Raw genomic sequence first — 24,515 nt, 5'->3', positions numbered from 1 at the left:
TTCACCGCGCGCAGCAGGGGAGTTGGAGGAGTCCAGCGTCTCGTGAGAGGTGCCGGAGCTGTCAGTGGTGTCGCCTAGGATCGCCCGCGATCGGGGCGGGATTCCAGGGGACAGGGGCGTCATGAGTTTTGATCTTGCGGTGTGGTTCGAGCGGACGCGTCCGTCGGGCGCCGAAGCCCAGCGGACGTACGAGCGGATGTGCGCGGGTGCGTCCGGGGCGGCGGTCGGGCATCCGGCAGTGGCGCGTTTCCACGGGGCGTTGGTCGCGGAGTTCCCCCAACTGCCTGACGGCACGGGCGCGGCGGCCGATCCGGCCTCCCCGTGGTCGGCGGGGCTGGATGTCTCCGGGGAGCATGTGCTGATGGCGATGGGATGGAGTCGTGTCGCGGTGGTGGCTCCGCGGGTGATCGAGTTGGCCGGTGAGCACGGTCTGGTCTGTTTCGACCCGCAGGCAGGGGTGGTGCATGTCCCGCCCGGCCTGCGCGGACGAAGGGCGTTGCGGCTGGAGTCGTGCACCGGCCTGCCGGTGGAGGATCCGGACCCCGAGACGGTCGAGCGGGTGGTGCGGGGTCTGTCGGCGGACAACTGGTTCGTCATCCTGGAGGGAGACGCCGGGCGGTACGTCCAGGTGGGGGCCGGGTCGCGTGCCGGGGTGGAGTCGGGGGGCTTCGGCGTCGAGCACCGAGACGGCTCGGCTGATCGCCACTACCGGTGTGTGCTGCGCGATCTCGACCAGGTCGTCGCCGTGTTCGCGGACTTCGCGCTGGGGGCGCGGACCTGGAGCGTGGAGGCGGAATGGGAGAAGCTGGCGTGGTAGATGAGGGTGTTCGCGGCGCCCACGACGAGCGGGTCCGGCTTGCCGAAGGCCGTGTGGTCCTTGGCGGGGTTGGTCACAGCGGTCGATGCGGTCCGTGCGGGCGGGCAGCCGACGAAGCGCCGGGGCCGGGACGTACGCAGTTCCGGGCCGTAGTCGTCCGGCGTCCGTCAGGTGGCAGCCGGGCGCGCGGGCGGGCTGAGCTCGGCCCAGACCGTCTTGCCGGTGTCGAGCGGTGTGACACCCCAGCGCTGGGTGAGTTGTTCGACGATCCGGATGCCGAAGCCTCCGGGCTCGGCGGCGTCGGCGGTGCGCAGTCGTGGCCAGCGGGCACCACGGTCGCTGACGGCGATCCGGAGCATCCGTCCGTTCCACGTCAGGCGGATCACGGGAGAGCCGGCGCCGTGCCGGATCGCGTTGGTGATCAGTTCGGAGACCAGCAGTTCCGCCGCCTCGATGACGCGGTGCTGGCGCAGCGGGCCACCGAAGTCCTGCACACAAGCCCTGGCCCAGTCCCGGGCCGCGGCGATGCTCGCGGCGACGGCCGGAAAGCGCGAAACGCATTGGGCGACGGACGGTTTGGTGTTCATGAATTTCCACCCCGCGGCCCGTTGCTGCCTGCCGATCGCGGCCGGGCTGTCCGCGGCCGGCGTCCCATAAGAGTCGGTTACCCGTATCTCAGCTTTGAACCATCCCGCATTCGAGCCTGATCGGGAGATCTCGTGAAGAAAAGGCCGCCGCTTTTCGGCGCACCCCGGAGAACGGCCCGGAACCGCGCACGGTGGCGTCGACATTCAACCATTTACCTTGAAGGTTGCCCGCTACAACCTTCCGGCGGCCCGGACTTCTGGTTTTGACCCCGGCCGAAAGCGCTTCCCAACGGCTGACGGCGTACTCAGCCCCGAGCCAGTGGCACCGGAGAACACGCAAGCGCGGCTGACGTGCGCGACCGCACACCGGGTCACCGCAGGGCGACGCGCCGCCGGCCACCTCGGCACGCAGTCCACCCGCTCTCCGGATCAAGCCGTCGACCACCCGGGGAAACCAGCCACCGCGTTGTGAGCCGCCTCACCCACCCCTTTCCGGGCCGGAACTTGAACTGCCTGGTCAGTTCGCCTTTTGGGTAGTCGTCGACCGAGCGTTGGCCGGATACGTCAATAATCTGGCATTGCAGTCAGTACCACGCCCGATACAGGGTGTGATCGTGTTTGAGCGACGTGTTGTTGTGGTGGTGTACCCGGGCGCACTGGCCCTGGACATCACCGGACCGATTGAAGTGTTCGATACCGCCAACCGGCTTCTCGCCTCTCCGGGCATGCCCTATCGGATCGACCTCGTCTCCGCCGACGGCCCACGGGTACGCACGAGTTCCGGTGTGATCGTGGAAGCCCTGCCGCTGGAGGCGGCCGACGGACCGATCGACACGCTCCTGGTGCCGGGCGGGTGGAGCCTCAACAGCGCCCTCCAGGACCGGGCGCTGCTGTCCTGGATCCGCCGGGCCGCGGCCCGCTCCCGCCGGGTCACCTCCGTGTGCGGTGGGTCCTTCCTGCTGGCCGAGGCCGGCCTGCTCGACGGCAGACACGCGACCACGCACTGGGCGTACACGGACGCGATGGCCCACCGCTATCCGGACGTGACGGTGGACGCGGAACCGATCTTCGTCTGGGACGGCCCCTACGTGACGTCGGCGGGCGTGTCGACCGGGATCGACATGGCACTGGCCCTGGTGGAGGCCGACCACGGAGCGCCGCTCGCGCTGGAGGCGGCTCGGTTCCTGGTGCTGTCCCTCAAACGGCCCGCGGCGCAACCGCAGTTCAGCGCCGTCCTCGACGCGCAGCTGGCCGACCATCCGCCGATCCGGGCCGCGCAGGAGTGGATCCTGCACAACCTGCACAACCCACTGCCCGTGGCCGACATCGCCCGGCGCGCCAACATGAGCCTGCGCAACTTCGCCCGGGTCTTCCGGCGCGAGGTGGGCGAGACCCCCGGGCAGTACGTCGAGCGGGAGCGCATCGCCCGCGCCCGCGAACTGCTCGAGACCACCGATCTGACGATCAGTCAGGTCGCGCGGCGCTGCGGATTCCCGGCCCCCGAGACCTTCTTCCGCTCCTTCGGACGAACCCTGGGCCTCACCCCCAAGCAGTACCGGCACCGCTTTCAGCTCATCTCACCGTCCGGCCTCACCGACCGGCACCACGAGACGGACAGGAGCCCCGTATGACCACCACGACCTCGGACACCCCCGAGCCAGCGGCGATACGCATGGTCGACTACCTGGCGAGGGAACTCGCCCGGTCGGGTGTCACCCACATGTTCGGCGTCGGCGGCGCGAACATCGAGGACCTGTACGACGCCGTCCACCGCGGCGGCGCCGTCCGCGGCGTCGTCGCCAAACACGAGTTCGCCGCCGTCACGATGGCCGACGGGTACGCCCGCACCACCAGGCGCCTGGGCGTGGTCGCCGCCACCTCGGGCGGCGGCGCGATGAACCTCGTCCCGGGCCTGGCCGAGGCGCATGCCTCCCGGGTGCCCGTGCTCGCCCTGGTCGGACAGCCCCCGACCGGCCAGGAGGGCCGCGGAGCGTTCCAGGACTCCAGCGGCAGGGCGGGCTCCTTCGACGCCCGGGAGGTCTTCGCCCCGGTCTCCCGGTTCTGCGCCCGGGTGGACGACGCCGGCACACTGCCGGAGCTGTTGCCCCGCGCCCTGGCGGCCGCCCAGACGCATCCGCGTGGGCCCGCCGTGTTGCTGCTGCCCAAGGACGTACAGCAGGCGGAGTTCCGCCCACCGGGCCGCCCCGCACCGGCACGAGGTGCGCCGGCGTCGACGCCGCGGCTCGACGACGCGGCCCTCACCTCCGTGGCGGACACCCTGCGCGGGTCCGGCCGGGTCCTGGTCATCGCCGGCGAGGACGTCGCCGCCGCCGACGCGCGCACGGAGCTGGCCGAACTGGCCCGGCGGCTGGGGGCTTGGGTGGCGGTGACCCCCGACGCGAAGGACGTCTTCGACAACCGCGATCCCCGGTTCGCCGGAGTCGCGGGAGTGATGGGCCATGCCAACGTCGAGGACTGCCTGCGCCGGGCCGACGTGTGCGTGCTGGCCGGCACCCGGCTGCCGCTGCTGGCCCGCGGCGGACTCGACCAGGCCCTGGCAGGCACCGAAGTCGTGTGCCTGGGGCCCGAGCCGCCGTTCGTGGAGGGCACCACTCTGGGCGGTGACCTGCGCGAGGCGCTGCGCGCGGTGACCGACCGGCTCCCGCCGCTCCCCCGGACCTGCCCGCCGCACGCCGGCCCGCTCCCCACTCCCACGCCGGGCCCGGTGTCGCGGATTCCCAGGCCCACCGTTCCCTACGCCGACGCGGTCGCCGCGGTGGACGCCGCCCTCCCCCACCACGCCCATGTCTTCGTGGACGCCGGCAACACGGGGGCCAGCGCGATCCATCTCCTGCCCGCGCCGCGAGACGGCCGCTTCGTCGTGGCGCTCGGCATGGGAGGCATGGGTTACACCTTCGGCGCCGGCATCGGCGCCGCGCTCGCCACCGGCCGGCGTACCTACGTCCTCGCCGGTGACGGAGCCTTCCTCATGCACGGGATGGAAGTGCACACCGCCGTCGAGCACTCCGCGCCCGTCACTTTCGTGATCTTCAACAACAACGCACACGCCATGTGCGCGGTACGTGAGGAGTACCTCCAGGGCGGGGGCCGCGACGACGACCTGTTCGCCCCGACCGACATCGCCGCCGCGGTGGCCGCCGCCTTCCCGTCGCTGGAGGTCACCGGCACGGCGGACGCGGCTCACCTGCGCCAGGCGCTGCTGCGGGGCAACGCGGGCGCGGGCCCGGCGTTCGTCACCGTGGACTGCGACCCCCACGAGATCCCGCCGTTCCTCCCCTTCCGGTCCTTCCGGCCGCTCAGCCCGGCCGAGGCGACACCCCCGGTCAGGCATCCCGCCGAAGCCACCGAACCCACCGACAGCCCTGAAACGACAACCGAGAGCAAGGAGTGCCCCCATGAGCGAGGCGTCGTCCCCGTTGGCTGACATCCCCGGTCTGATGCGGATCGAGAACCCCGGCAAGGAGGAGCTGACCGCGCACTGCATGGACCTCACCCACGCCGTCTACCCCCACGACCAGGTCTACGGCCAGTACTGCACGATCCACGCGTACGTCGACTGCCCTCCCGAGCAGGCCTACGACTATCTGAGCCAGGGACACCACCTGGAGGAATGGACGTGCAGCCTGCGGGACTTCGCGCCCTCCGGCACGCCCGGCCTGTGGGTGGGCCACGACCGACTCGAGGACGACACCGAGATCTACTGCGAGGTCGTCGCCAACCCCGACGCCCTGACCGTGGACTACCACTGCTCGTGGGACCAGGGCGACAAGCTCTGGATGATCTACCTGATGCGGGTCGTGCCGGCCGCGCTGGTGCTCGACAAGCCGGGATCGGTGATCACCTGGACCAACTGCCGGCACCCCTACTACGACGACAACCCGCACCCCGACAAGGCTCCGCGCCCGGACCGGGCCTGGGTCGGCGACTTCTGGGACCTCTTCTACGCGGGACACACCGTGGAGATGAACAACCTCAAGGCGATCCTGGAGTACCGCCACCGCAACGGTCTGCCGGTCAGTGTGGCACCGGCGAAGGCGGTGGCCCGGTGACCACGGTCAGCCTCGCCGACGTCGCGAGCTACCTGCCCGGCGAGCCGGTACCCGCCGCGTTCTACACCGGCTACCCCGGAGCCGAGGACAAGCTCCGCGACCACCCCATGTTCAAGGTGCCGCCGGCACGGCACCACGTCGCCGCCGACGAGACGAACGCGGACATGGTCGAGCGGGCCGTACAGCCCCTGATCGAACGCCACGGCAGCGACGAGATCCGCGGCGTCGACGTGCTGCTGGTCCACAGCCAGCTGCCGGACCTGCCGTTCGTGGGCGCCGGCACCGAAGTGGCGCGCCGGCTCGGACTGAATCCGGAGTGGCTGGTCGACGTGGCCAACGCGGGCTGCGCGTCGTTCGTGTACATGCTGAAGCTGGCCCGGCAGATCCTCTCCACCACCGACGCGAGGACCGCGCTCATCTGCAACGCGCAGAGCGCGGCGGGACAGTGCTTCACCCAGTCCGAGGTGCGCCGGCTCGCCCAGGCCGCGATCCCGGGCGACGGCTGCGGCGTGGGATACCTGACGACGTCGGCCCACAGCCCGGTCCTCGACGTGGAGACACGGCACATCGCCGCGTACGCGGGGGACATGACGGTGGCGCTCGACGACGGCCGCAAGTACTGGGAGCCGGGCGAGTCCCAGCTCCGGATCGGCTTCACCGACGCGAGTGTCGCCAAGGTGCTGGCCCGCGGGAACCGCCTGGTGCCCGAGGTGGTCACGGACCTGTGCCGGCGTCTCGGGGTCGCGACCACCGACATCGACGCCCTCATCACCAACCAGCCCAACCGAACGTTCCTGCGCAACTGGCGCGAGGCGCTGCGACTCCCCGCCGAACGGCACCTCAACACCTTCGACGACTGCGGGAACCTGTTCGGCGCGGCGATCCCGGTCACGCTGGACCGTGCGATCCGCTCCGGGCAGGTCGAGGACGGTGACCTCGTGGTGCTCGGCGGCTTCGCCCACGCCGGTGACTTCGCCGGCGCGGTCGCCGTCCGCTGGCACGGTGGGCGGAGCTGACCGATGGACATCCCCGTACTGCACCGGCTGGCCCTCAACGAGAGCCCCTATCCCCCGCTGCCCTCGGTGCGTGAGGCGATGCGGGAGGCCGTCGCCGAGGCCCACCGCTACCCGCAGTTCCACCCCGACGACCTGACCGGGCGGATCGCCGCGTGGTGCCGGGTGCCGACAGCCCGCGTCGCGGTCGGCAGCGGATCGGTGGGCGTGGCACTGCAGTTGCTGCACGCGGTCGTCGAGCGCGGTGACTCGATGGTCTACGCGTGGCGCACCTTCGACGCGTATCCGCTGCTGGCGTCCATGGTGGGCGCCCGGCCCGTCGCGGTGCCGCTGAGCCCGGACGGAAGCCAGGATCTGCCCGCCCTGCTCGCGGCGCTCGACCACCGCACACGCGTCGTGGTGCTGTGCAATCCGCACAATCCCACCGGGAGCCTGGTCACCGCGGACGACCTGGCCGAGTTCCTGCGGCGCGTCCCCCCGCACGTGACCGTGCTGCTGGACGAGGCGTACGTGGAGTTCGCCCGCGACCCCCGGCTGCCGGACACGCTCGCGCTCCTGGACGCGCACCCCGGCCTGCTGGTCCTGCGCACCTTCTCCAAGGCCTACGGCCTGGCGGCCCTGCGGGTCGGTTACGGACTGGGCTCGCCCGACCTGGTGGCGCGCGTCCGCCGGCAGCAACTTCCCTTCGGCATCAACGCGGTGGCGAGTGCCGCGGTGGAGGCCTCGCTGCGGGCCGGCGACGAGCTGGAGCGGCGGGTGGAGAGCGTGGTCGCCGAACGGGAGCGGTTACGGCGGCAACTCCTCGCCCTCGGCTGGCACATCCGCCCGAGCCACACCAACTCGCTCTGGCTGGCCGCGCCCGACCCGATCGACGACGGCGCCGCCGCGCTCGCCGCCGTCGGGGTCCAGGCACGCCACTACCCCGGCGAGGGCATACGGCTGACCGTCGGCAGCCGGGAGGCCAACGACGCCGTGCGCACCGCGCTGGCGGCCGTGGGCGGGGAGGGCAGGTCAGGCAGCGGCGCGCTGAGCGCAGCCCGATCCGACGGGGTGATCACCGCGTAGAGCCGGCTGCCGGGCGGAGCCCGGTCACAGCGGCGGCACGCAGTGGCAGCCGGGCCTGTTCGTCGTCCCGGTCCGGCAGGCCCGCCCGGTGGGCGGTCGCGCAGATCCGCGGATCGTCGCGGAGGGGCCGGGGGAGAAACTCGTCGCCGAACTCTGGGAACAGGGTCCGCCGCGCTGCGCCTTCGCCAGGTCGACCAGCAGCCGGACGAGTTCGCGGTCGTCGTACCGGTCGGCCGCACCACGCAAGCGGCGTCACGCCACAGCGAAGGCCGTGGTGTGGTGGCACGGCGTCGGCATGGGACCGCGGTCGCTCCGGTCCCTCCGGCCGCTCCGCACCGTGCGCGGATGACGGTGACGTCTCAGGCCCCCGTCTCGCGCCCCCGCGGCGGAGCCGTACTCGACCGCAGGACGAGGCGGGTGGGTACGAGCGTCGTCCCGCGTTGCGCTCCGCCCAGGCGCATGTTGCGCAGCACCGCCTCGACGCAGAGGCGGCCCACCTCGGCGAAGTCCTGGTGGAGGGTGGTGAGCGGGGGGAGGAACGAACCCGCTTCGGGGATGTCGTCGAAACCGATGACGCTGACGTCCTCGGGCACCCGCCGCCCGCGTTCGTGCAGGGCGCGCAGCAGGCCCAGGGCCATCTGGTCGTTGGCCGCGAAGACGGCGGTGCACTCGTCCCGGGCGGCGAGTTCGAGGCCGGCGCGGTAGCCGGACTCCGCGGACCAGTCGCCTCGGACGAGGGGTGGGGCGGGGCGACCGGCCTCGGCGAGGGCGGCGCGCCAGGCGTCGGTGCGGCGCTGTGCGGCGAACGAGCCCTCGGGGCCGCCGAGATGCCATACGGTCCGGTGTCCGAGGCCGAGCAGATGCTGTACGGCGGTACGGGTGCCGCCGCTCTGGTCGGTGTCGACGACCGTGTACCGGTCGCCGGCGTCGGAGTCGACGACCACGACCTGGACGTGCGGCGGGAGTGTGACGGTCGCGGCGTCCAGGAGGTGGACCTCCATGATGACGATGACCGCGTCGACCGCGAGTTCCTCCAGGCGGGAGAAGGCGCCCTGCACCTCGTCCTGGGTCGGCATGGCGACCGGCAGCAGGGTCACCGCGTATCCCTCGGCCGCGGCGGAGGTGGCGATCGCCTCCAGGGTGCGTACGTTGCCGGTGGTGGACAGCGTGAAGGTGATGACGCCTATCGTGCGGAACTCGCCGCGCTTGAGGGCACGGGCCGCACTGTTGGGGCGGTAACCGAGCTCCTTCATGGCGGCGAGCACCTGGCGGCGGGTCTCCTCGTTCACCCCGGCGTAACCGTTGGAGACCCGGGAGACGGTCTGCGAGGACACGCCGGCGAGCTGGGCCACGTCCGCCATGGAGGCGCTGGCCCGGCCGCCGCGGGTGCGTGCGGGGGCGGGTTTCGGGCCGTCACCCGGCGCGTCGGCGGGCCCGCACACCGCTTCCGCAGCCCGGCCCGGCCCGTTCGTCGGGGTTCCTCCGGCCGTCTCCACTCGCTGTCCGCCACCTCTCCACCGCTGCTCACGTCACGGTTTCCCCAGGGGACCCTTGACCCCCGTCAACGGGACAGTGTAGACATGCCGCCATCAGATGTTTACGTAAACATAACAGCTCCCGGCTTTTTCGGGACGATGGATGTTTGCGTAAACATCTAGGTGGTACGGCCCACGCGTCGAACGTCCGGCCGTTCACCACCGGTTCCGGAATGTGAACGAGCGAGGAACGACATGACGACGCTGCAACCGCCGGTGGCCGCCGAGCCGCGGCCGGCACCGCCTCCGGCGAAACGGGACCGCCGCTCCTGGACGGGGTGGGGTTTCATCGGTCCCTTCGTGGCCGTGTTCGCCCTGGTCTTCCTGGCTCCGATCGTGTACTCGATCTACCTGAGCCTCTTCCGCGACCAGCTCATCGGCGGAAACACCTTCGTCGGCCTGGACAACTACACCCAGGCCCTGAAGGACGACCAGTTCTGGGCCTCGCTCGGCCGGGTCTCCCTCTTCCTGTGCGTGCAGGTCCCGGTCATGCTCGGCATCGCCCTGCTGGTGGCGCTGGCACTGGACAGCGGGCGCCTGTACGGCAAGAGCTTCTTCCGGATCACCATCTTCCTGCCGTACGCCGTGCCCGCCGTGGTGGCCACCCTGATGTGGGGCTTCATGTACGGCACCAAGTACGGCCTGGTCGGCGACATCAACGACGCCTTCGGCGTCACGCTGCCCGACCCGCTCTCCCCCCACCTGGTGCTGGCCTCCATCGGCAACATCGTGACGTGGGAGTTCGTCGGCTACAACATGCTGATCTTCTACTCGGCGCTGCGCGTCATCCCGACCTCCCTGTACGAGGCGGCGGAGATCGACGGCGCCGGCCAGATCCGGATGATCACCGCGATCAAACTGCCCGCGATCCGCGGCGCCCTGGTCATCGCGACGATCTTCTCCATCATCGGCAGCTTCCAGCTGTTCAACGAGCCGAACATCCTGCGGCCGCTGGCGCGGAACGCCATCACGACCGACTACACCCCGAACTTCTACACGTACTCGCTGTCCTTCAACGGCCAGCAGCAGAACTACTCCGCGGCGGTGGCCATCATCATGGGCCTGATCACGATGGTGATCGCCTACGTCGTGCAGCTGCGCGGCATGCGCAAGGGAGCGTGACCCGATGAGCACCCATGTCACCACCACCTCCCCGACCCCGCCCGCCGAAGCCGCCGCCCCCGCCGACAGCGCGCCACGGCTGCGTACTCCGCGCCGGCACTCCCCCGGGCGGCCCAGGCGCAGCCTGCTGCTCACGGTACTGACCGCACTGGTGGTCCTGTACACCGTCGTGCCGCTGATCTGGCTGGTCGTCAACGCCACCAAGACCCAGTCGGGCCTGGCCGATTCGTCCGGGATGTGGTTCGCCCACGACTTCGCCCTGTGGGACAACATCCGCGACACGTTCACCTATCACGACGGCATCTTCGGGCGCTGGCTCCTGAACACCGCGATGTACGTCGTACTCGGCGCCGGCGGCGCCACTCTCCTCGCCGTGCTGGGCGGCTACGCGCTGGCGAAGTTCGACTTCCTCGGCAAGCGCGGCGTCTTCGCCGTGGTCATCGGCGCCGTCGCCGTTCCCGGCACGGCGCTCGCGGTGCCCACCTTCCTGATGTTCAGCAAGATGGGCCTGACCGACACCCCCTGGGCGGTCATCATCCCGTCGCTGGTGTCGCCGTTCGGCCTGTACCTGATGTGGGTCTTCGCCACCGAGGCCATCCCGACCGAACTCCTCGAGGCCGCCCGCATAGACGGAGCCGGCGAGGTGCGCACCTTCTTCCAGGTCGCCCTGCCGCTGCTCGCCCCCGGGCTCGTGACGGTCCTGCTGTTCACCACGGTGGCCACCTGGAACAACTACTTCCTGCCGCTGATCATGCTCAAGGACTCCGACTGGTATCCGCTGACCCTGGGCCTGAGCGCCTGGAACTCGCAGGCGGAGACCATCGGAGGCGACGTGATCTACAACCTGGTGATCACCGGTTCGCTGATCACCATCCTTCCGCTGATCGCCGCCTTCCTCCTGCTGCAGAAGTACTGGCAGTCGGGACTCTCCGCCGGAAGCGTCAAGGAATGACCTCGCGTCCCTCCAGCCCCACGTCTGCCCATCCCCACCCTCACCTGTCCCACCCACGAAGAAGCGGAAGCACCTCCATGCGCAGAAAGACCAGCCGCATCCTGCGCGGCCTCGCTCTCCTGTCCACCCTCGCCCTGGGCGCCACCGCCTGCGGCGGCTCGGACGACAGCTCCGAGCAGAAGCAGGTCTCGGCCGGAGACATCCAGGCAGCCCTGGAGAAGGGCGGCACGGTCTCGGTCTGGGCGTGGGAGCCGACGCTCAAGACGGTCGCCGCCGACTTCGAGAAGAAGTACCCCAAGGTCAAGATCAACCTCGTCAGCGAGCGCTCGGGCGACAAGCACTACACCGCCCTGTCGAACGCCATCTCCGCCGGCAAGGGCGTCCCCGACGTCGCGCAGGTCGAGTACTTCGCGCTGGGCCAGTACTCGTTGACCAAGGGCCTCACGGACCTGTCCTCGTACGGCGCCGACAAGCTCGCCTCCAAGTACACCCCGGGTCCGTGGAACGCGGTCAGTGACGGCAAGGCCGTCTACGGCCTGCCGATGGACTCCGGCCCGATGGCGCTGTTCTACAACAAGAAGGTCTTCGACAAGTACAAGATCGCCGTTCCGACCACCTGGGACGAGTACGTCGAGGCGGCCCGCAAGCTGCACAAGGCCGACCCCAAGGCCTACATAGCCGCCGACGCCGGCGACGCGGGTCTCACCACCAGCCTGCTGTGGCAGGCCGGTTCGCGTCCCTACAAGGTCGACGGCACCAAGGTGAAGATCGACTTCGCCGACGCGGGCGCCAAGAAGTACACCGCCACCTGGCAGAAGCTCATCGACGAAAAGCTCGTCGCGCCCGTCTACGGCTGGACCGACGACTGGTACAAGGGCCTGGGCGACGGCACCATCGCCACGCTGCCGAGCGGCGCCTGGATGCCGGCCAACTTCGTCACCGGCGTGAAGAACGCCTCCGGTGACTGGCGAGCGGCCCCGATGCCGGCCTGGACCAAGGGTGACAAGGCGAGCACGGAGAACGGCGGCAGCTCCCTGGCGCTGCCCGCGCTGGGCAAGAACAAGGAACTCGCCTATGCCTTCGTCGAGTACGCGAACGCCGGCGCCGGTGTGCAGACCCGTGTCAAGCAGGGCGCCTTCCCGGCGACCACCGCGGAGCTGAAGTCCACTCAGTTCCTGAACACCAAGTTCGACTACTTCGGCGGCCAGGAGGCGAACAAGATCTTCGCCGAGTCCGCCGCCAACGTCGCGTCCGACTGGTCGTACCTGCCCTTCCAGCAGTACGCCAACTCGATCTTCAACGACACGGTCGGCAAGGCCTACGTCTCCGGCACCAAGCTGGCGGACGCGCTGAAGTCGTGGCAGGACGCCTCGGTCAAGTACGGCCAGGAGCAGGGCTTCACCGTCGAGAAGTAGCAGTAACCGAGCAGGAGAACGCCGGGCGGGGGGGGGGGGGGGGGGGGGGGGGGGGGGGGGGCCCGCCCCCCCCCCCCCCCCCCCCCCCCCCCCCCCCCCCCCCCCCCCCCGCCCCCGTGCACCACTTTCCGGAAGGACCGCCATGATCTCCACCCTCCTGTCCCGCCTGCGGAGCGGGGCGGACGGTGACCCCGCCCCCCGCCTCGCCTACGGCGCCGACTACAACCCGGAGCAGTGGCCCCGGGACGTGTGGGAGGAGGACGTCAGGCTGATGCGCGAGGCCGGCGTCAACGTCGTCTCCGTGGGGATCTTCTCGTGGGCCCGCATCCAGCCCGGCGCGGACGAGTGGGACTTCGCCTGGCTGGACGAGGTCATGGACCTGCTCCACCAGGGCGGCATCGGCGTGGACCTGGCCACTGCCACCGCCTCCCCGCCCCCGTGGCTCAGCACGGCCCACCCGGAGATCCTGCCGGTCACGGCGAACGGCGAGACCCTGTGGCCGGGCGCCCGCCAGCACTGGCGGCCCACCTCGCCCGTGTTCCGCGAGCACGCCCTGCGCCTGGTCCGCGCGATGGCCGACCGGTACAAGGACCATCCCGCGCTGGTCGCCTGGCACGTCTCCAACGAGCTGGGCTGCCACAACATCCACGACTACTCCGACGACGCGGCCCGCGCCTTCCGTGTCTGGCTGCGCGCCCGCTACGGCACGCTCGCCGACCTCAACCACGCCTGGGGCACGGCGTTCTGGTCGCAGCGCTACAGCGACTGGGAGCAGATCCTGCCGCCCCGGCTGGCCGCCTCGCACCCCAACCCGACGCAGCAGCTGGACTTCAAGCGGTTCTCCTCGGACGCGCTGAAGGACTACCTGCGCGCCGAGCGGGACATCCTGCGCGAGATCACCCCCGACGTGCCCGTCACCACGAACTTCATGGTGATGGGCGGCACCAAGGGCATGAACTACCCGGACTGGGCGGAGGAGATCGACTTCGTCTCCAACGACCACTACGTCCACCCCGGCCCCCAGGACCGCGACGAGCTGTCCTTCTCCGCGAACCTCACCAGCGGCATCGCGGGCGGCCGGCCCTGGTTCCTGATGGAGCACTCCACCAGCGCCGTCAACTGGCAGCCCGTCAACGTCGCCAAACGCCCGGGCGACCTGGCCCGCGACTCCCTGCTGCACGTGGCCCACGGCGCCGACGCGGTGTGCTTCTTCCAGTGGCGGCAGTCGTCGGCCGGCGCCGAGAAGTACCACTCGGCGATGGTCCCGCACGCAGGCGAGGACAGCGAGCTCTTCCGCGCGGTGGCCGGGCTCGGCGCGACCCTCAAGGCCCTCGCCCCGGTCGCCGGGTCCGAGCGGGAGCCGGCCAGGGTGGGCATCGTCTACGACTGGGAGTCGTGGTGGGCGAGCGAACAGGACTCACACCCCACCTCCCTGCTCGACTACCGCCAGGAGGCGCTCGACTGGTACTCGGCGCTCCTCGCTCTCGGCATCCGCGCCGACCTCGTCACCACCCGCGCCGACCTGACCCGCCACCAGGTGCTGATCGCCCCGGTGCTGCACATGGTGTCCGCCGACCTCGCGAAGGAGCTGACGCGGTACACCGAGCAGGGCGGCCACCTGATCACGACGTATTTCTCCGCGGTCGTCGACGAGAACGACCACGTCTGGCTCGGCGGCTACCCCGGTGCCCTGCGTGACCTTCTCGGCCTGCGCGTCGAGGAGTTCGGCCCGCTGCTGCCCGGGGAGAGCGTCACCCTGGACGACGCGACCACCGGCACCGTGTGGACCGACCGGATCACCGTCACCGCCCCGGAGACCGAGGTCCTGGCCCACTACAGCACCGGCGCCCAGGCCGGCCGCCCCGCCGTCACCCGGCGGCCGACGGGCGGCGGTTCGGCCTCCTACGTCTCCACCCGGCTGGGCGTCGAGGGCCTCACCGCCCTGCTGCCGCGCCTGCTCGAACCGGCCGGCGTGGAGAGCGAACTGCCCGCCGATGTCCGCGGACTGGTCGAGCTGACCGTCCGCAGAAGCGCCGACAGCCGGTACCTGTTCCTCACCAACCGCACCGACACCGCCGTGCGCGTGCCCGGCCTCGACGCGGAGGTGCTGCACGGCACCGCCCTGACCGACGGAGTCCTGACCCTCGGACCGCGAGACGTCGCCGTACTCCGCCGGCCGGCCGGCTGACCCACCCGCTGGACGCGCCACCCGCACGCACGACTCCTCCGGCGGCGCAGACCGCCGGAGGGCCGTCCCCTCCCTCCCGCGGGTGGGAGGGGACATCGCAGCGACCACCTCACAGTTGGGAGCACACGATGGCACGCCGTACCCGCACCAGACGGACCCTCGGGGCCGCCGCACTGACGGCCCTGGCGACCGGGGCCGCCCTGCTCAGCGTCCCCGCACAGGCCGAGGCAGCCGCCTCCGTCACCGTGACACCGGACCCGTCGTACAAGCAGCAGAAGTTCGAGGGCTGGGGCACCAGCCTGGTCTGGTTCGCGAACGCCACCGGCGACTACCCGCCGGCGATCCGCGAGAAGCTCGCCAAGCTCCTGTTCGGCGACGACGGCCTCGCGCTGAACATAGCCCGGTACAACATCGGCGGCGGCAACGCGCCCGACGTGCCCGACTACCTGCGCGCCGGTGGCGCCGTCGAGGGCTGGTGGCAGGCTCCCGCGGGCACCACCCGCGAAGACACCGACTGGTGGAGTGCGGACGACCCGGCCGACTGGAACAAGAACGCCGACGCGACCCAGCGCTGGTGGGTGGACCGCATCAGGAAGGACATCACCCACTGGGAGGCGTTCAGCAACTCCCCGCCCTGGTTCATGACCGAGAGCGGTTACGTCTCCGGCGGCTTCGACGCCAACAAGGACCAGCTGAAGGCCGACTCGGTCGACGACTTCGCCGCCTATCTGGCCGGTGCGACCAAGCGACTGGAGAAGGCCGAGCACATCAAGGTCGACACCGTCGACCCGTTCAACGAGCCCAACACCGGCTACTGGAGCACCCGCCTCGGCACGGACGGACAGCCGGTCGCGGGTCGCCAGGAGGGCGCGCACATCGGCCCCGAACTCCAGCAGAAGGTCCTCGCCGCGCTGGCCCCCGCGCTGAAGAAGGCCAAGGTCAAGGCGGAGATCTCGGCGATGGACGAGACCAACCCGTCCATTTTCGCGACGAACTGGAACTCCTACTCGCAGACCTCGCGCGACCTGGTCGACCAGATGAACGTCCACACCTACGGCACCGGACAGCGCACCACCGTGCGCGACCTGGCGAAGGCCGCGGACAAGCCGCTGTGGATGAGCGAGGTCGAGGGCGACTGGGGCGACGGACAGAGCTTCACCGACATGCGGCCGGGCCTCGGGCTGGCCCAGCAGATGGTGAACGACCTGCGTGAACTGGAGCCCACGGCCTGGGTGTTCTGGCAGCCTGTCGAGGACTACGACAACATGAAGCCGGGCGGCGAGTCGGCCAAGGGCGGCAACTGGGGCAGCATCCAGCTCCCGTTCAGCTGCACCTCCACGGACACCCTCGAGTCCTGCCCCATTCACACGAACACCAAGTTCGACACCGCGCGCAACTTCACGCACTTCATCAAGCCCGGCGACAAGCTGATCAAGACGAACGACACCTCCAGCGCCGCCGCCGTCACCGCGAACGGCAAGGGCGCCTCCCTCGTCCACGTCAACAGCACCACCGAGGCCCGCACGGTCACCGTCGACCTGTCCAAGTTCGGCACCGTCAGCCGCGACGCGACCGTCACTCCAGTCGTCACCAGCGCCGACGGCAAGCTCCAGAAGCAGGCACCGATCAGGGTCAGCGACCGCGCCGCCACGTTCACCGTGCCCGCCCAGTCGGTCACGTCCTTCACCATCAGGGGCGTCTCCGGCGTCGCGAAGGACGCCCCGCTGATCCGCAAGGGCCACACCTACACCCTGACCGGCGTACAGAGCGGCAAGTCGGTCACGGTCACGGCCGACGGCACCCACCTGGCCATCGGCTCCGGCAACGGCAGCACCGCGCAGCAGTGGCGGCTCGACGCCCGCTACGGCGAGACCGGCGCCCGCCAGCGCTACGTCTTCGCCAACCCGGCGGAGGGCAAGCGCCTGGCCGTCCGCGACAACGTACCGGTGGTGGAACCCGACACCGGCAAGCGCGACGCAGCCTCCGAGTGGATCGTGTCGACCACCGGCGACGGCACATGGACCCTGGTCAACGAGGCCACCGGCCGCGTCCTGGAGGTCGGCGGCCAGGCCACGAACGAGGGCGCGGCCGTCACCACCTGGCAGCCCAACTCCGGCTCCAACCAGCGCTGGACCATCACGGACGTGACCAACCAGACGAGCGGCGACTGACGAACAACACCCACTCCGCAGGACCCCCCATCGCCCGCAGCCCCGGCCGGTCGCACAACCGGTCGGGGCTGCGGGCGTGTTCGGGGAGGGTGGCTCGTGCGGCCGGCGCAGGCAGGATGAACGTCGTCGTCTTCGTCAGGGAGATCTGAGCTGCGGCCTGCCCGCTCAGCGGCGCGGCATGCCGCCGTGGGGGCTGTCGACCACGAGGGACAGTGATCCCTCGACGAGGTAGGGGTGGTCGGGGAAGTGGTCGACGTGGAGGTGGCCGCCGTCCTCGGCTGCCGCCATGGACCGCACGTTGTCCGCGAGGACCGCCCTTCCGTCGCGGTCACCGCTGATCACGAGGACCTGCCGCGAGGGGTCCACGACGATCAGGACGCCGGGGCCTGGGGCCTGCCTGACCTCGACGCCCACGAGGGTGTCGCCGGCTTTTGGTGGTGAGGACTCGACGAAGCCCTCGCCGGCGGCTATGGCATCGGCCAGAGCGGCAAGCCCCTGCGCCGAAGCAGCGAGGACCACTTCTCCGTACAGCGGATCGGACATCAGGCGCACGTTTGGCACTCCTTCGCGGTCATGTGTCCAGGGTGGCATCGGAGACCGGCGGGCCCGCACGGACCGACGGTGCGAAGACCCCCACGACGTGACCGGCGCTCCTCAGCCGCGCCCGCTCACACCCTCGGCCGCATCCAAACGGGTCCACATCGCCGCCCCGGCGAACCCACAACGGCACGACCGGCGTTAGACAGGACCCACTCCACACCCGAAAGGCCCCGCCGATGCACCGCACCACCCTCCTCGCCGTCTGCGCCCTCATCACCGCCGCGGCGACCGGATTCCTCGCCACCACCGCCATCCGCAACCGATAGCCCCACCGGCCCACGCGGGCAACGCACTTCGAGGCCCGCGACGCGTGAAAGGGCCGCTCACGCCGCCGGAGATCGCCACCCTCCGGTCCTGACCCGGCCGCCCCAGCCCCGATCGGACACCGGAGACCTGCCCCCGGGGCCGAACTCTCGCTCGCGGCAGGCGGGTTCAAAAAGGATCCCGTGGGCGGGGACGGCCCTGACGGGGAGCAGCGGCCGTCGCCTGTCCGTCGAACGTCGGGCGGCGGCCCTCCCGGGCCTGCTCTGCTGACATCAGCCGGGTCCCGGCCGCCCGCGCGCGCCGGTGTTCCAGTCGAGGCGCAGGACCGCGAGGTCGTCGGTGTGCCGGTCGGCGTTGAGCGTGCGGGTTCGGGCGATGAGCTGGTCGAGGTGGGTTCCCGGGTCCGGCGTGTGGATCGCGTCGACGATGCTCAGAAGGCCCTCGACGCCGAGACGCGCGCCGTCGGCGGTGTCCGCGAAGCCCTCCACGAGACCGTCGGTGTAGGCGATCAGGGCACCGCGGGCGGGCAGGGCGAGGGTGGTCGCCGGCCACTTGCCCAGGCCCGGTGCGATGCCGAGGGCGATGCCGTGGGCCGCGGCGACCTCCTGCACACCGCCCGGAGTGATGAGCAGGGGCTCGTGATGGCCCGCCAGGTGCAGGGTGGCCGTGGCGCCGGCCGGGTCGAGGGTGATCAGGGTGCAGGTGGTGAAGAGGTCACTGCCGGTGCGTTCGGCGATGTGGATCTGTTCCAGCAGGTGCAGCAGATGCTGGTCACGGTGACCGCCGAGAGTCAGTGCCCGCCAGGCGATGCGCAGGCACACCCCGAGGGCGGCCGCGTCGGGGCCGTGGCCGCTGACGTCCCCGATGACGGCGTGCACCTGCCCGTCGTCGGTCTGCACGACGTCGAGGAAGTCACCTCCGAGCAGCGCCTGCGCCCGCCCCGGGTAGTAGCGGCTGGAAGCGGTGACGGCGGCCGAGGACAGCAGGGGCTCGGGCAGCAGTCCGCGTTCCAGGCGTGCGTTCTCCTGCGCCCGCAGCCGGCCGATCTGCAGGGCCGCGTTGGCGCGCTCGGCCTGCTTTCGCTGGACGGCGTAGCGGACGGCACGCTGCATCAGGTCCGGTTCGACCTTGCCCTTGATGAGGTAGTCCTGCGCGCCGGCGGCCAGCGCCTCGACTCCCGCGTGGAGCTCGTCCAGGCCGGTCAGGACGATGATGGCGGCCTCGGTGTCCGGCTGGACCGCCTGGACGGTCTGCACGCCGGACGCGTCGGGGAGGTGCAGGTCCAGCAGGATGCAGTCGACGGAGGTCGCCGCGAGCGCGCGGCGGGACTCGGCGGCCGTGCGGCATCGCGCGAGGGTGTACGGGAGGCCGGTGTCGTAGAGGAGTTCCTCGACCAGGAGGGCGTCTCCGTCGTCGTCCTCCACGAGCAGGATGCGGTACCCCTCCGCGCGGCCTGCGGCCTGATCGGTCACGGCTGCGTCTTTCTCTCCGGGGCCGCGGGCGCGGCCTCGACTACGGGAAGGGTGAAGAGGATACGGGTGCCCTGCTGGTGGTCGGGGTCGATCCTGATGGTGCCCCCGTGGAACTCCACGATCTTCTTGCACATCGCCAGGCCGATGCCGGTACCCGGGTAGGCGTCCTTGGTGTGCAGCCGCTGGAAGAGGATGAAGACCTTCTCCTGGAACTCCGGGGCGATGCCGATGCCGTTGTCGGAGACGGCGAACTCCCACATCCCGTCCGCGGACGCGGCGCTGACATGGATGCGCGGCGGCCGGTCGGGGCTGCGGAACTTGATGGCGTTGGACAGCAGGTTCTGCCAGAGCATGGTCAGCTGGGTCGTGTCCCCCACCACCGTGGGCAGCGCGTCGTGGGTGATCCCGGCGTCGCTCTCCTCGACGGCCACACTGAGGTTGTCGAGACTCTTGCCCACGACCTGCTCCAGGTCGACGGTCCGGTGGTCGTTGTGCACCCGGCCGACCCGGGAGAAGGCCAGCAGGTCGTTGATGAGGACCTGCATGCGGTTGGCACCGTCGACGGCGAAGGCGATGTACTGGTCGGCGCGCTCGTCGAGTTGGTCTCCGTAGCGCCGCTGGAGGAGCTGGGTGAAGCTGGACACCTTGCGCAGCGGTTCCTGGAGGTCGTGCGAGGCGACGTAGGCGAACTGCTCCAGTTCCGTGTTGGACCGCTTCAGGTCGGCCGCCTGCTCGTCCAGGAGCGTGCGGGACGCTTCACTGAACTCCAGTTCCTCCACCAGGCGCCGACGCATCGACTCGACGTCCGAGGACAGCTGCCGCAGGTCGGCGGGGCCGGTGCCGGCGAAGGACAGGTCGAAGCGGCCGCCGGCGACCTCCCGCGCGTCGGAGCCGAGCCGGGCGAGCGGGCCGGTGATGCCCCGCCGTAGTCCTTCGAAGACGGCGAACGCCACCAGGACGATGACGACGGCGATGACGGTGAACATCCAGTTCCGCAGTTTCACCGCGTGCCGCAGCTCATGCCTGGCCGCTGTGCGCTCGCTCTCGAGGTGGGCCTGCTGGCGGGCCAGGGCCCGACGCAGCGAGTCGAAGGTGGTCTTGCCCTCCGACGCCCGCTCCGTGGCCAGGCGCACAGCCTGCGCGGCCGGGGCGAGTGAGATCGGACGCGCTGTGCGCGTCTGCCAGGTGCCGGCCAGTTCCTCCACGTCGGCCAGGTCGGCGCGGGCCCGGGCGTCGCCCGACACCAGGGGGCGCAGGCGCCGCAGGGAGGTCTCCTCGTCGGCCATGCCCTGCGTGTACGGCTGGAGGAAGTCGCGGCGGCCGGACAGACCGTAGCCGCGGATGCCGGTCTCCTGGTTGACCAGGGCCTGCTCCAGCCGCATGGAGCCGATCAGCGCGGGAGACCGCCTGTCCACCAGCTCGGAGGTGATCTGAGAGGTACGCCACATCGCCCAGGCGCCCAGCGACCCGAGTACCGCCAGCACGATCAGCGTGACCGAGACCCCCGCCCACAGCCAGCGGCGGGTCGTCCAGGTGGAGAACGCGCTCTCGGCGCCGGACGACTTGCTGTTCATCGGGGTGCGCAGCCTCTCGTGTTCGGTGACCGCGACCCGGGTGTGCGGCAGGGCAACTGTACCGGGAGCCCGACAACACATGTTGTCTCCGGTGAGACCGACGCCGTAGGGTGGGCGCATGTCTGGCCCCACCCCCATTCCGCACGCGTCCGGTGGGGAGGCGGCCGCTCTCGTCATGCAGCTGGTGGACGAGTTGGCCCGCCGTCTCGAACAGGACTCCGCTCCCGCGCTGAGCGAGTCACGCGGAGGCGTCGGCGACGCACGTGCGCGCGCCCTGGTGCGTCTGCGGGTCCTCGCCGACGTCAGACGGGCCGCCCGGCGCCTGGAGGACCAGGCCGCCCACGCCGCCGCCGCGAGCGGCGCCGGCTACCCGGAGATCGGTCAGGCCCTGAGCATGAGCCGCCAGGGAGCCCGGCGCCGCTGGCCCGGACTGATCAGCCACAGCACCCATCGTCCCTCCCCCCATCCCACCCCCCGGAGCACGTGACTCATGGCCGCCGCCGCAACCCGCCCCTACGACGTCCTGCTGGTCGAAGACGACATCGCCGACGCCATGCTCATCCAGGACGCCCTCTCCGAGCGCGGTGCCCGCAACCTCACGCAGGTACCCGACGGTGTCGCGGCGCTGGACTACCTGCGCGACCCGGAGAACCCGCGGCCCGACCTCATCGTGCTCGACCTGAACATGCCGCGGATGAACGGGCGGGAGTTCCTCGCGGTGGTGAAGGAGGACGCCGACCTGCGCACCATTCCGGTCGTCGTCCTCACCACATCCGCCGCCCCGGACGACGTCACCGGCGCCTACCACCACCACGCCAACGCCTATGTCACCAAGCCGGTGAATCTGGAGGAGTTCGAGGCGGCGGTCCGCAGCATCGACGCGTTCTACCTCGACATCGCGGTCAAGCCCCCGAAACCGTAGCCCACACCGACGCGGGCCGGCCGCAGTTCCTACGGCGGGACGGCCCGCTCGGTTCGCCCGGCCCAGACGCGCGCGTTGCGGACGGAGCGCGCAACTCCGTTCACGTTCGGGCCCCTTGACGAGTACACGTGCTGGCGCAAAGAATGACCCCGCGCTCTGACAACGTTGTCTGGCTTCCGGGAGGCGTTTCCGCCCATGCGATGGACCCTGCGATCGACCCGACGAATGCGCGCCGCCGGGACGGTGGTCGTGGCGGCCGCCCTGTTCGGCGCCGCCCTGGTCGCCCCCGCGGCCGGGGCGGCCGCCGCGCAGGACACCCGACTCACCGACCTCGTCAACCCGTTCATCGGGACCCAGAACGAGGGCAACACCTATCCGGGTGCGGCCGTACCGTTCGGGATGGTGCAGTTCTCACCGGACACCGGTCACAACACCGGTTACGACTACGCCCAGAACCACATCCGCGGCTTCTCACTCGTCCATCTCTCCGGCGTCGGCTGCGGCCTCGGCGGTGACCTGCCCGTGCTGCCGACCACCGGTGACGTCACGGAGACGGACTACGCCACGTACGAGGCGGAGTTCAGCCACGACTCGGAACAGGCCGGCCCCGGCTACTACAAGGTCGGCCTGAAGACGGGCATCGACGCCGAGCTGACCGCGACCGCGCGCACCGGTGTGCAGCGCTACACCTTCCCCGCCACCGGCAAGGCCAACGTCCTGCTCAACGCGGGCCAGTCACTGCACCGGACGGTCTCCACCAAGGTCGAGGTCCTCGACAGCCGGACCGTGCGCACCGCGATCACGGGCAGCGGATTCTGCCAGGACACCAAGCCGTACACCGTCTACACGATCACCCGCTTCGACCGCCCGTTCACCGCCTACGGCACCTGGAACGGCTCCACCGTCACCGACGGGTCGAAGAGCGGACGCGACGGCGCCTACGTCCGTTTCGACACCACCAAGGACCGTACGGTCGAGGCGACGACCGCCCTCTCCTACGTCGACGCCCGCGGCGCCGCCCTCAACCTCCGCGCCGAGGGCGGCCGTTCCTTCGACCGGGTACGCGATGCCGCCCGGCGGACCTGGGAGGACCGCCTGGACGGCGTACGCGTGCAGGGCGCCAGCGACACCCTGCGGCGCACCTTCTACTCCTCCCTGTACCGGTCGTTCCTCGCGCCCAACATCGGCAGTGACGCCGACGGCCGCTACACCGGCTGGGACCAGAGGATCCACCGCGCGCGGGGATTCACGTACTACCAGAACTGGTCGCTGTGGGACACCTACCGCACCCAGTCCCAGCTCCTGTCCCTGCTGGCGCCGCGCGAGGCCCGCGACATGGCGATATCCGTCATCAGGATCGACGAGGAGAGCGGCTGGCTGCCCAAGTGGGGCTACGGCACGGTGGAGACCAACATCATGACCGGTGACCCGGTCACCCCGTTCCTCACCAACGCCTACCAGCAGGGTCTGCTGAAGGGCTACGAGGAGCGGGCCTACCGCGCCCTGAGGAAGAACGCGGACGGGGTGCCGCCCGCCGACTCACCGGCCGTGGGCCGCGAGGCCAACAAGGAGTACATCGCGGACGGTTTCGCGCCCTACATCCACGACCGCCCGCATGTGAAGCCCGGCGACTCCGACTACGACCACGGCGCCTCCGCGACACTGGAGTACGCGTTGTCGGACGCGATGCTCGCGGCCATGGCCCGCGATCTCGGCCACTCCGCGGACGCCGCGCGCTACTCCGCCCGGGCCCAGAACTACCGCAGGATCTTCGACTCCTCGACCGGCTTCTTCAGGGCCCGTGACGCCTCCGGCGCCTTCACCGGCCCGGACGACCCGGCCCGCAGCGAGGGTTTCCACGAGGGCACCGCCTGGCAGTACCAGTGGCTCGTGCCGCAGGACCTGCCCGGCATGGTCGACCTGATCGGCGGCAAGCAGGCGGCGAACGACCGGCTGGACTCGTTCTTCGCCTACGACCAGCTGGTGCGGGACCCCGCGAAGACCGCGCGCGAGGTGTGGGTCAACGGCCCGTACGACTACTACAACGCGGACAGGTACAACCCGCAGAACGAACCCGATCTGATCGCCCCGTACACCTACCTGTCCACCGGCCAGCCCTGGAAGACCACCGACGTGGTGCACGCGGCGCTCACGCTGTTCACCGACGCGCCGACCGGCATGACGGGCAACGACGACCTCGGCACGATGTCCGCCTGGAACGTGCTGTCGTCGATCGGTGTCTTCCCCGTGCAGCCCGGCTACGACACCTGGGGCCTTTCCACCCCGGTCTTCTCGCGGGTCGACCTCACGCTGGACCGGCGCTACTACCCGCACGGCGCGCTCACCGTGACGGCGCCCGGCACCTCCGACAGCCGCCACTACATCCAGTCGGCCCGCGTCGACGGCTCTGCGTACGGCCGCACGTACCTGACGACCGGCGCCCTGCGGGACATACGGTCGCTCGCGTTCACGGTCGGCGGCGAACCGTCCGCCTGGGGCACGGGCGCCGAGGCCGGGCCGCCCGCGCTGAACCGGTCCACGACCGGTGACCGGGGGTGACCGCGCTCGGCTGAGCCATGACCGCGGAACACGACCCGCGGTCGCAACGGGCCCTCACCGGAGGGGACTTACAACGGGCGTACGGGTGCGGGGGGGGGGGGGGGGGGGGGGGGGGGGGGGGGGGGAGCGGGGGTGGGGGGGGGGGGGGGGGGGGGGGGGGGGGGGGGGGGGGGGGGGGGGAGGGGGGGG

General features: G+C 70.8%; 19 protein-coding genes. 14 read left to right on the top strand and 5 right to left on the bottom strand.

Going from position 1 to position 24,515, the window contains the following annotated elements; all coding sequences use genetic code 11:
* Positions 1-121 precede the first annotated feature (121 nt).
* Positions 122-817 (top strand): hypothetical protein, encoded by a 696-nt coding sequence (locus AC07AZ_RS28425; RefSeq protein WP_478852615.1) that lies wholly within the window; start codon positions 122-124, stop codon positions 815-817.
* A gap of 167 nt (positions 818-984) precedes the next feature.
* Here the strand turns inward: AC07AZ_RS28425 and AC07AZ_RS28420 are convergent, their stop codons facing one another.
* Positions 985-1,404, bottom strand: a complete 420-nt coding sequence (locus AC07AZ_RS28420; protein ID WP_478852613.1) for an ATP-binding protein — start codon at positions 1,402-1,404, stop codon at positions 985-987.
* A gap of 614 nt (positions 1,405-2,018) precedes the next feature.
* Between AC07AZ_RS28420 and AC07AZ_RS28415 the strand changes: the two genes are divergently transcribed.
* The 5 genes from AC07AZ_RS28415 to AC07AZ_RS28395 are packed head-to-tail and all read left to right on the top strand — an operon-like array spanning position 2,019 to position 7,552.
* Positions 2,019-3,035: a GlxA family transcriptional regulator gene (locus AC07AZ_RS28415; protein ID WP_478852611.1), complete on the top strand. Its 1,017-nt coding sequence runs from the start codon at positions 2,019-2,021 to the stop codon at positions 3,033-3,035.
* The gene (locus AC07AZ_RS28410; protein ID WP_478852609.1) at positions 3,032-4,849 is read left to right on the top strand and encodes a thiamine pyrophosphate-binding protein; all 1,818 of its coding nucleotides are present in this window, start codon (positions 3,032-3,034) and stop codon (positions 4,847-4,849) included. The genes AC07AZ_RS28415 and AC07AZ_RS28410 overlap by 4 nt, the downstream gene beginning before the upstream one ends.
* Positions 4,821-5,474, top strand: coding sequence for an SRPBCC family protein (locus AC07AZ_RS28405; protein WP_478852607.1), 654 nt, complete (start codon positions 4,821-4,823; stop codon positions 5,472-5,474). The genes AC07AZ_RS28410 and AC07AZ_RS28405 overlap by 29 nt, the downstream gene beginning before the upstream one ends.
* Positions 5,471-6,490 (top strand): 3-oxoacyl-ACP synthase III family protein, encoded by a 1,020-nt coding sequence (locus AC07AZ_RS28400; protein WP_478852605.1) that lies wholly within the window; start codon positions 5,471-5,473, stop codon positions 6,488-6,490. Before AC07AZ_RS28405 ends, AC07AZ_RS28400 begins: the two co-directional genes overlap by 4 nt.
* A gap of 3 nt (positions 6,491-6,493) precedes the next feature.
* The gene (locus tag AC07AZ_RS28395) at positions 6,494-7,552 is read left to right on the top strand and encodes a histidinol-phosphate transaminase (protein WP_478852603.1); all 1,059 of its coding nucleotides are present in this window, start codon (positions 6,494-6,496) and stop codon (positions 7,550-7,552) included.
* 359 nt (positions 7,553-7,911) lie between these two features.
* Here AC07AZ_RS28395 and AC07AZ_RS28390 read toward each other — a convergent pair whose 3' ends face one another.
* Positions 7,912-8,913 (bottom strand): LacI family DNA-binding transcriptional regulator, encoded by a 1,002-nt coding sequence (locus tag AC07AZ_RS28390; RefSeq protein ID WP_478852601.1) that lies wholly within the window; start codon positions 8,911-8,913, stop codon positions 7,912-7,914.
* A gap of 369 nt (positions 8,914-9,282) precedes the next feature.
* Here AC07AZ_RS28390 and AC07AZ_RS28385 point away from each other — a divergent pair, with 369 nt between their 5' ends.
* The 5 genes from AC07AZ_RS28385 to AC07AZ_RS28365 all read left to right on the top strand — a co-directional run bounded on the left by AC07AZ_RS28385 (position 9,283) and on the right by AC07AZ_RS28365 (position 16,935).
* On the top strand, positions 9,283-10,209 hold the full coding sequence (locus AC07AZ_RS28385) for a carbohydrate ABC transporter permease (protein ID WP_356034194.1): 927 nt from the start codon (positions 9,283-9,285) through the stop codon (positions 10,207-10,209).
* Positions 10,210-10,213: 4 nt separating this feature from the next.
* A complete protein-coding gene (locus tag AC07AZ_RS28380) occupies positions 10,214-11,161 on the top strand; it encodes a carbohydrate ABC transporter permease (protein WP_478852598.1) in 948 nt (315 codons plus the stop codon).
* Between the two features lie 77 nt (positions 11,162-11,238).
* Positions 11,239-12,576 (top strand): ABC transporter substrate-binding protein, encoded by a 1,338-nt coding sequence (locus AC07AZ_RS28375; protein ID WP_478852596.1) that lies wholly within the window; start codon positions 11,239-11,241, stop codon positions 12,574-12,576.
* 142 nt (positions 12,577-12,718) lie between these two features.
* Positions 12,719-14,764, top strand: coding sequence for a beta-galactosidase (locus AC07AZ_RS28370; protein ID WP_478852594.1), 2,046 nt, complete (start codon positions 12,719-12,721; stop codon positions 14,762-14,764).
* A gap of 128 nt (positions 14,765-14,892) precedes the next feature.
* Positions 14,893-16,935 carry a glycoside hydrolase gene (locus tag AC07AZ_RS28365; protein WP_478852592.1) on the top strand — a complete coding sequence of 681 codons (2,043 nt, stop codon included), beginning with the start codon at positions 14,893-14,895 and terminating at the stop codon, positions 16,933-16,935.
* 165 nt (positions 16,936-17,100) lie between these two features.
* Here the strand turns inward: AC07AZ_RS28365 and AC07AZ_RS28360 are convergent, their stop codons facing one another.
* From AC07AZ_RS28360 to AC07AZ_RS28350, 3 genes are all read right to left on the bottom strand, one after another.
* Positions 17,101-17,478: an Imm32 family immunity protein gene (locus tag AC07AZ_RS28360; RefSeq protein WP_478852707.1), complete on the bottom strand. Its 378-nt coding sequence runs from the start codon at positions 17,476-17,478 to the stop codon at positions 17,101-17,103.
* A 593-nt stretch (positions 17,479-18,071) separates the two neighbouring features.
* The gene (locus tag AC07AZ_RS28355) at positions 18,072-19,271 is read right to left on the bottom strand and encodes a PP2C family protein-serine/threonine phosphatase (protein ID WP_478852590.1); all 1,200 of its coding nucleotides are present in this window, start codon (positions 19,269-19,271) and stop codon (positions 18,072-18,074) included.
* Positions 19,268-20,845 (bottom strand): sensor histidine kinase, encoded by a 1,578-nt coding sequence (locus tag AC07AZ_RS28350; RefSeq protein WP_478852588.1) that lies wholly within the window; start codon positions 20,843-20,845, stop codon positions 19,268-19,270. The genes AC07AZ_RS28355 and AC07AZ_RS28350 overlap by 4 nt, the downstream gene beginning before the upstream one ends.
* 118 nt (positions 20,846-20,963) lie before the next feature.
* On the opposite strand from AC07AZ_RS28350, the gene AC07AZ_RS28345 reads away from it, so the two are divergent.
* From AC07AZ_RS28345 to AC07AZ_RS28335, 3 genes are all read left to right on the top strand, one after another.
* Complete coding sequence (locus AC07AZ_RS28345; RefSeq protein ID WP_478852586.1) at positions 20,964-21,332, top strand: hypothetical protein; 369 nt, start codon at positions 20,964-20,966, stop codon at positions 21,330-21,332.
* A gap of 3 nt (positions 21,333-21,335) precedes the next feature.
* The gene (locus tag AC07AZ_RS28340; protein ID WP_478852584.1) at positions 21,336-21,767 is read left to right on the top strand and encodes a response regulator; all 432 of its coding nucleotides are present in this window, start codon (positions 21,336-21,338) and stop codon (positions 21,765-21,767) included.
* A gap of 195 nt (positions 21,768-21,962) precedes the next feature.
* Complete coding sequence (locus AC07AZ_RS28335; protein ID WP_478852582.1) at positions 21,963-24,326, top strand: GH92 family glycosyl hydrolase; 2,364 nt, start codon at positions 21,963-21,965, stop codon at positions 24,324-24,326.
* Positions 24,327-24,515: the final 189 nt, after the last annotated feature.

The sequence above is a fragment of the Streptomyces sp. NPDC043878 genome, from assembly GCF_056435735.1.
Note: the sequence above shows the minus strand (reverse complement) of the source record. Positions and strands in the feature narration are given on the sequence as shown.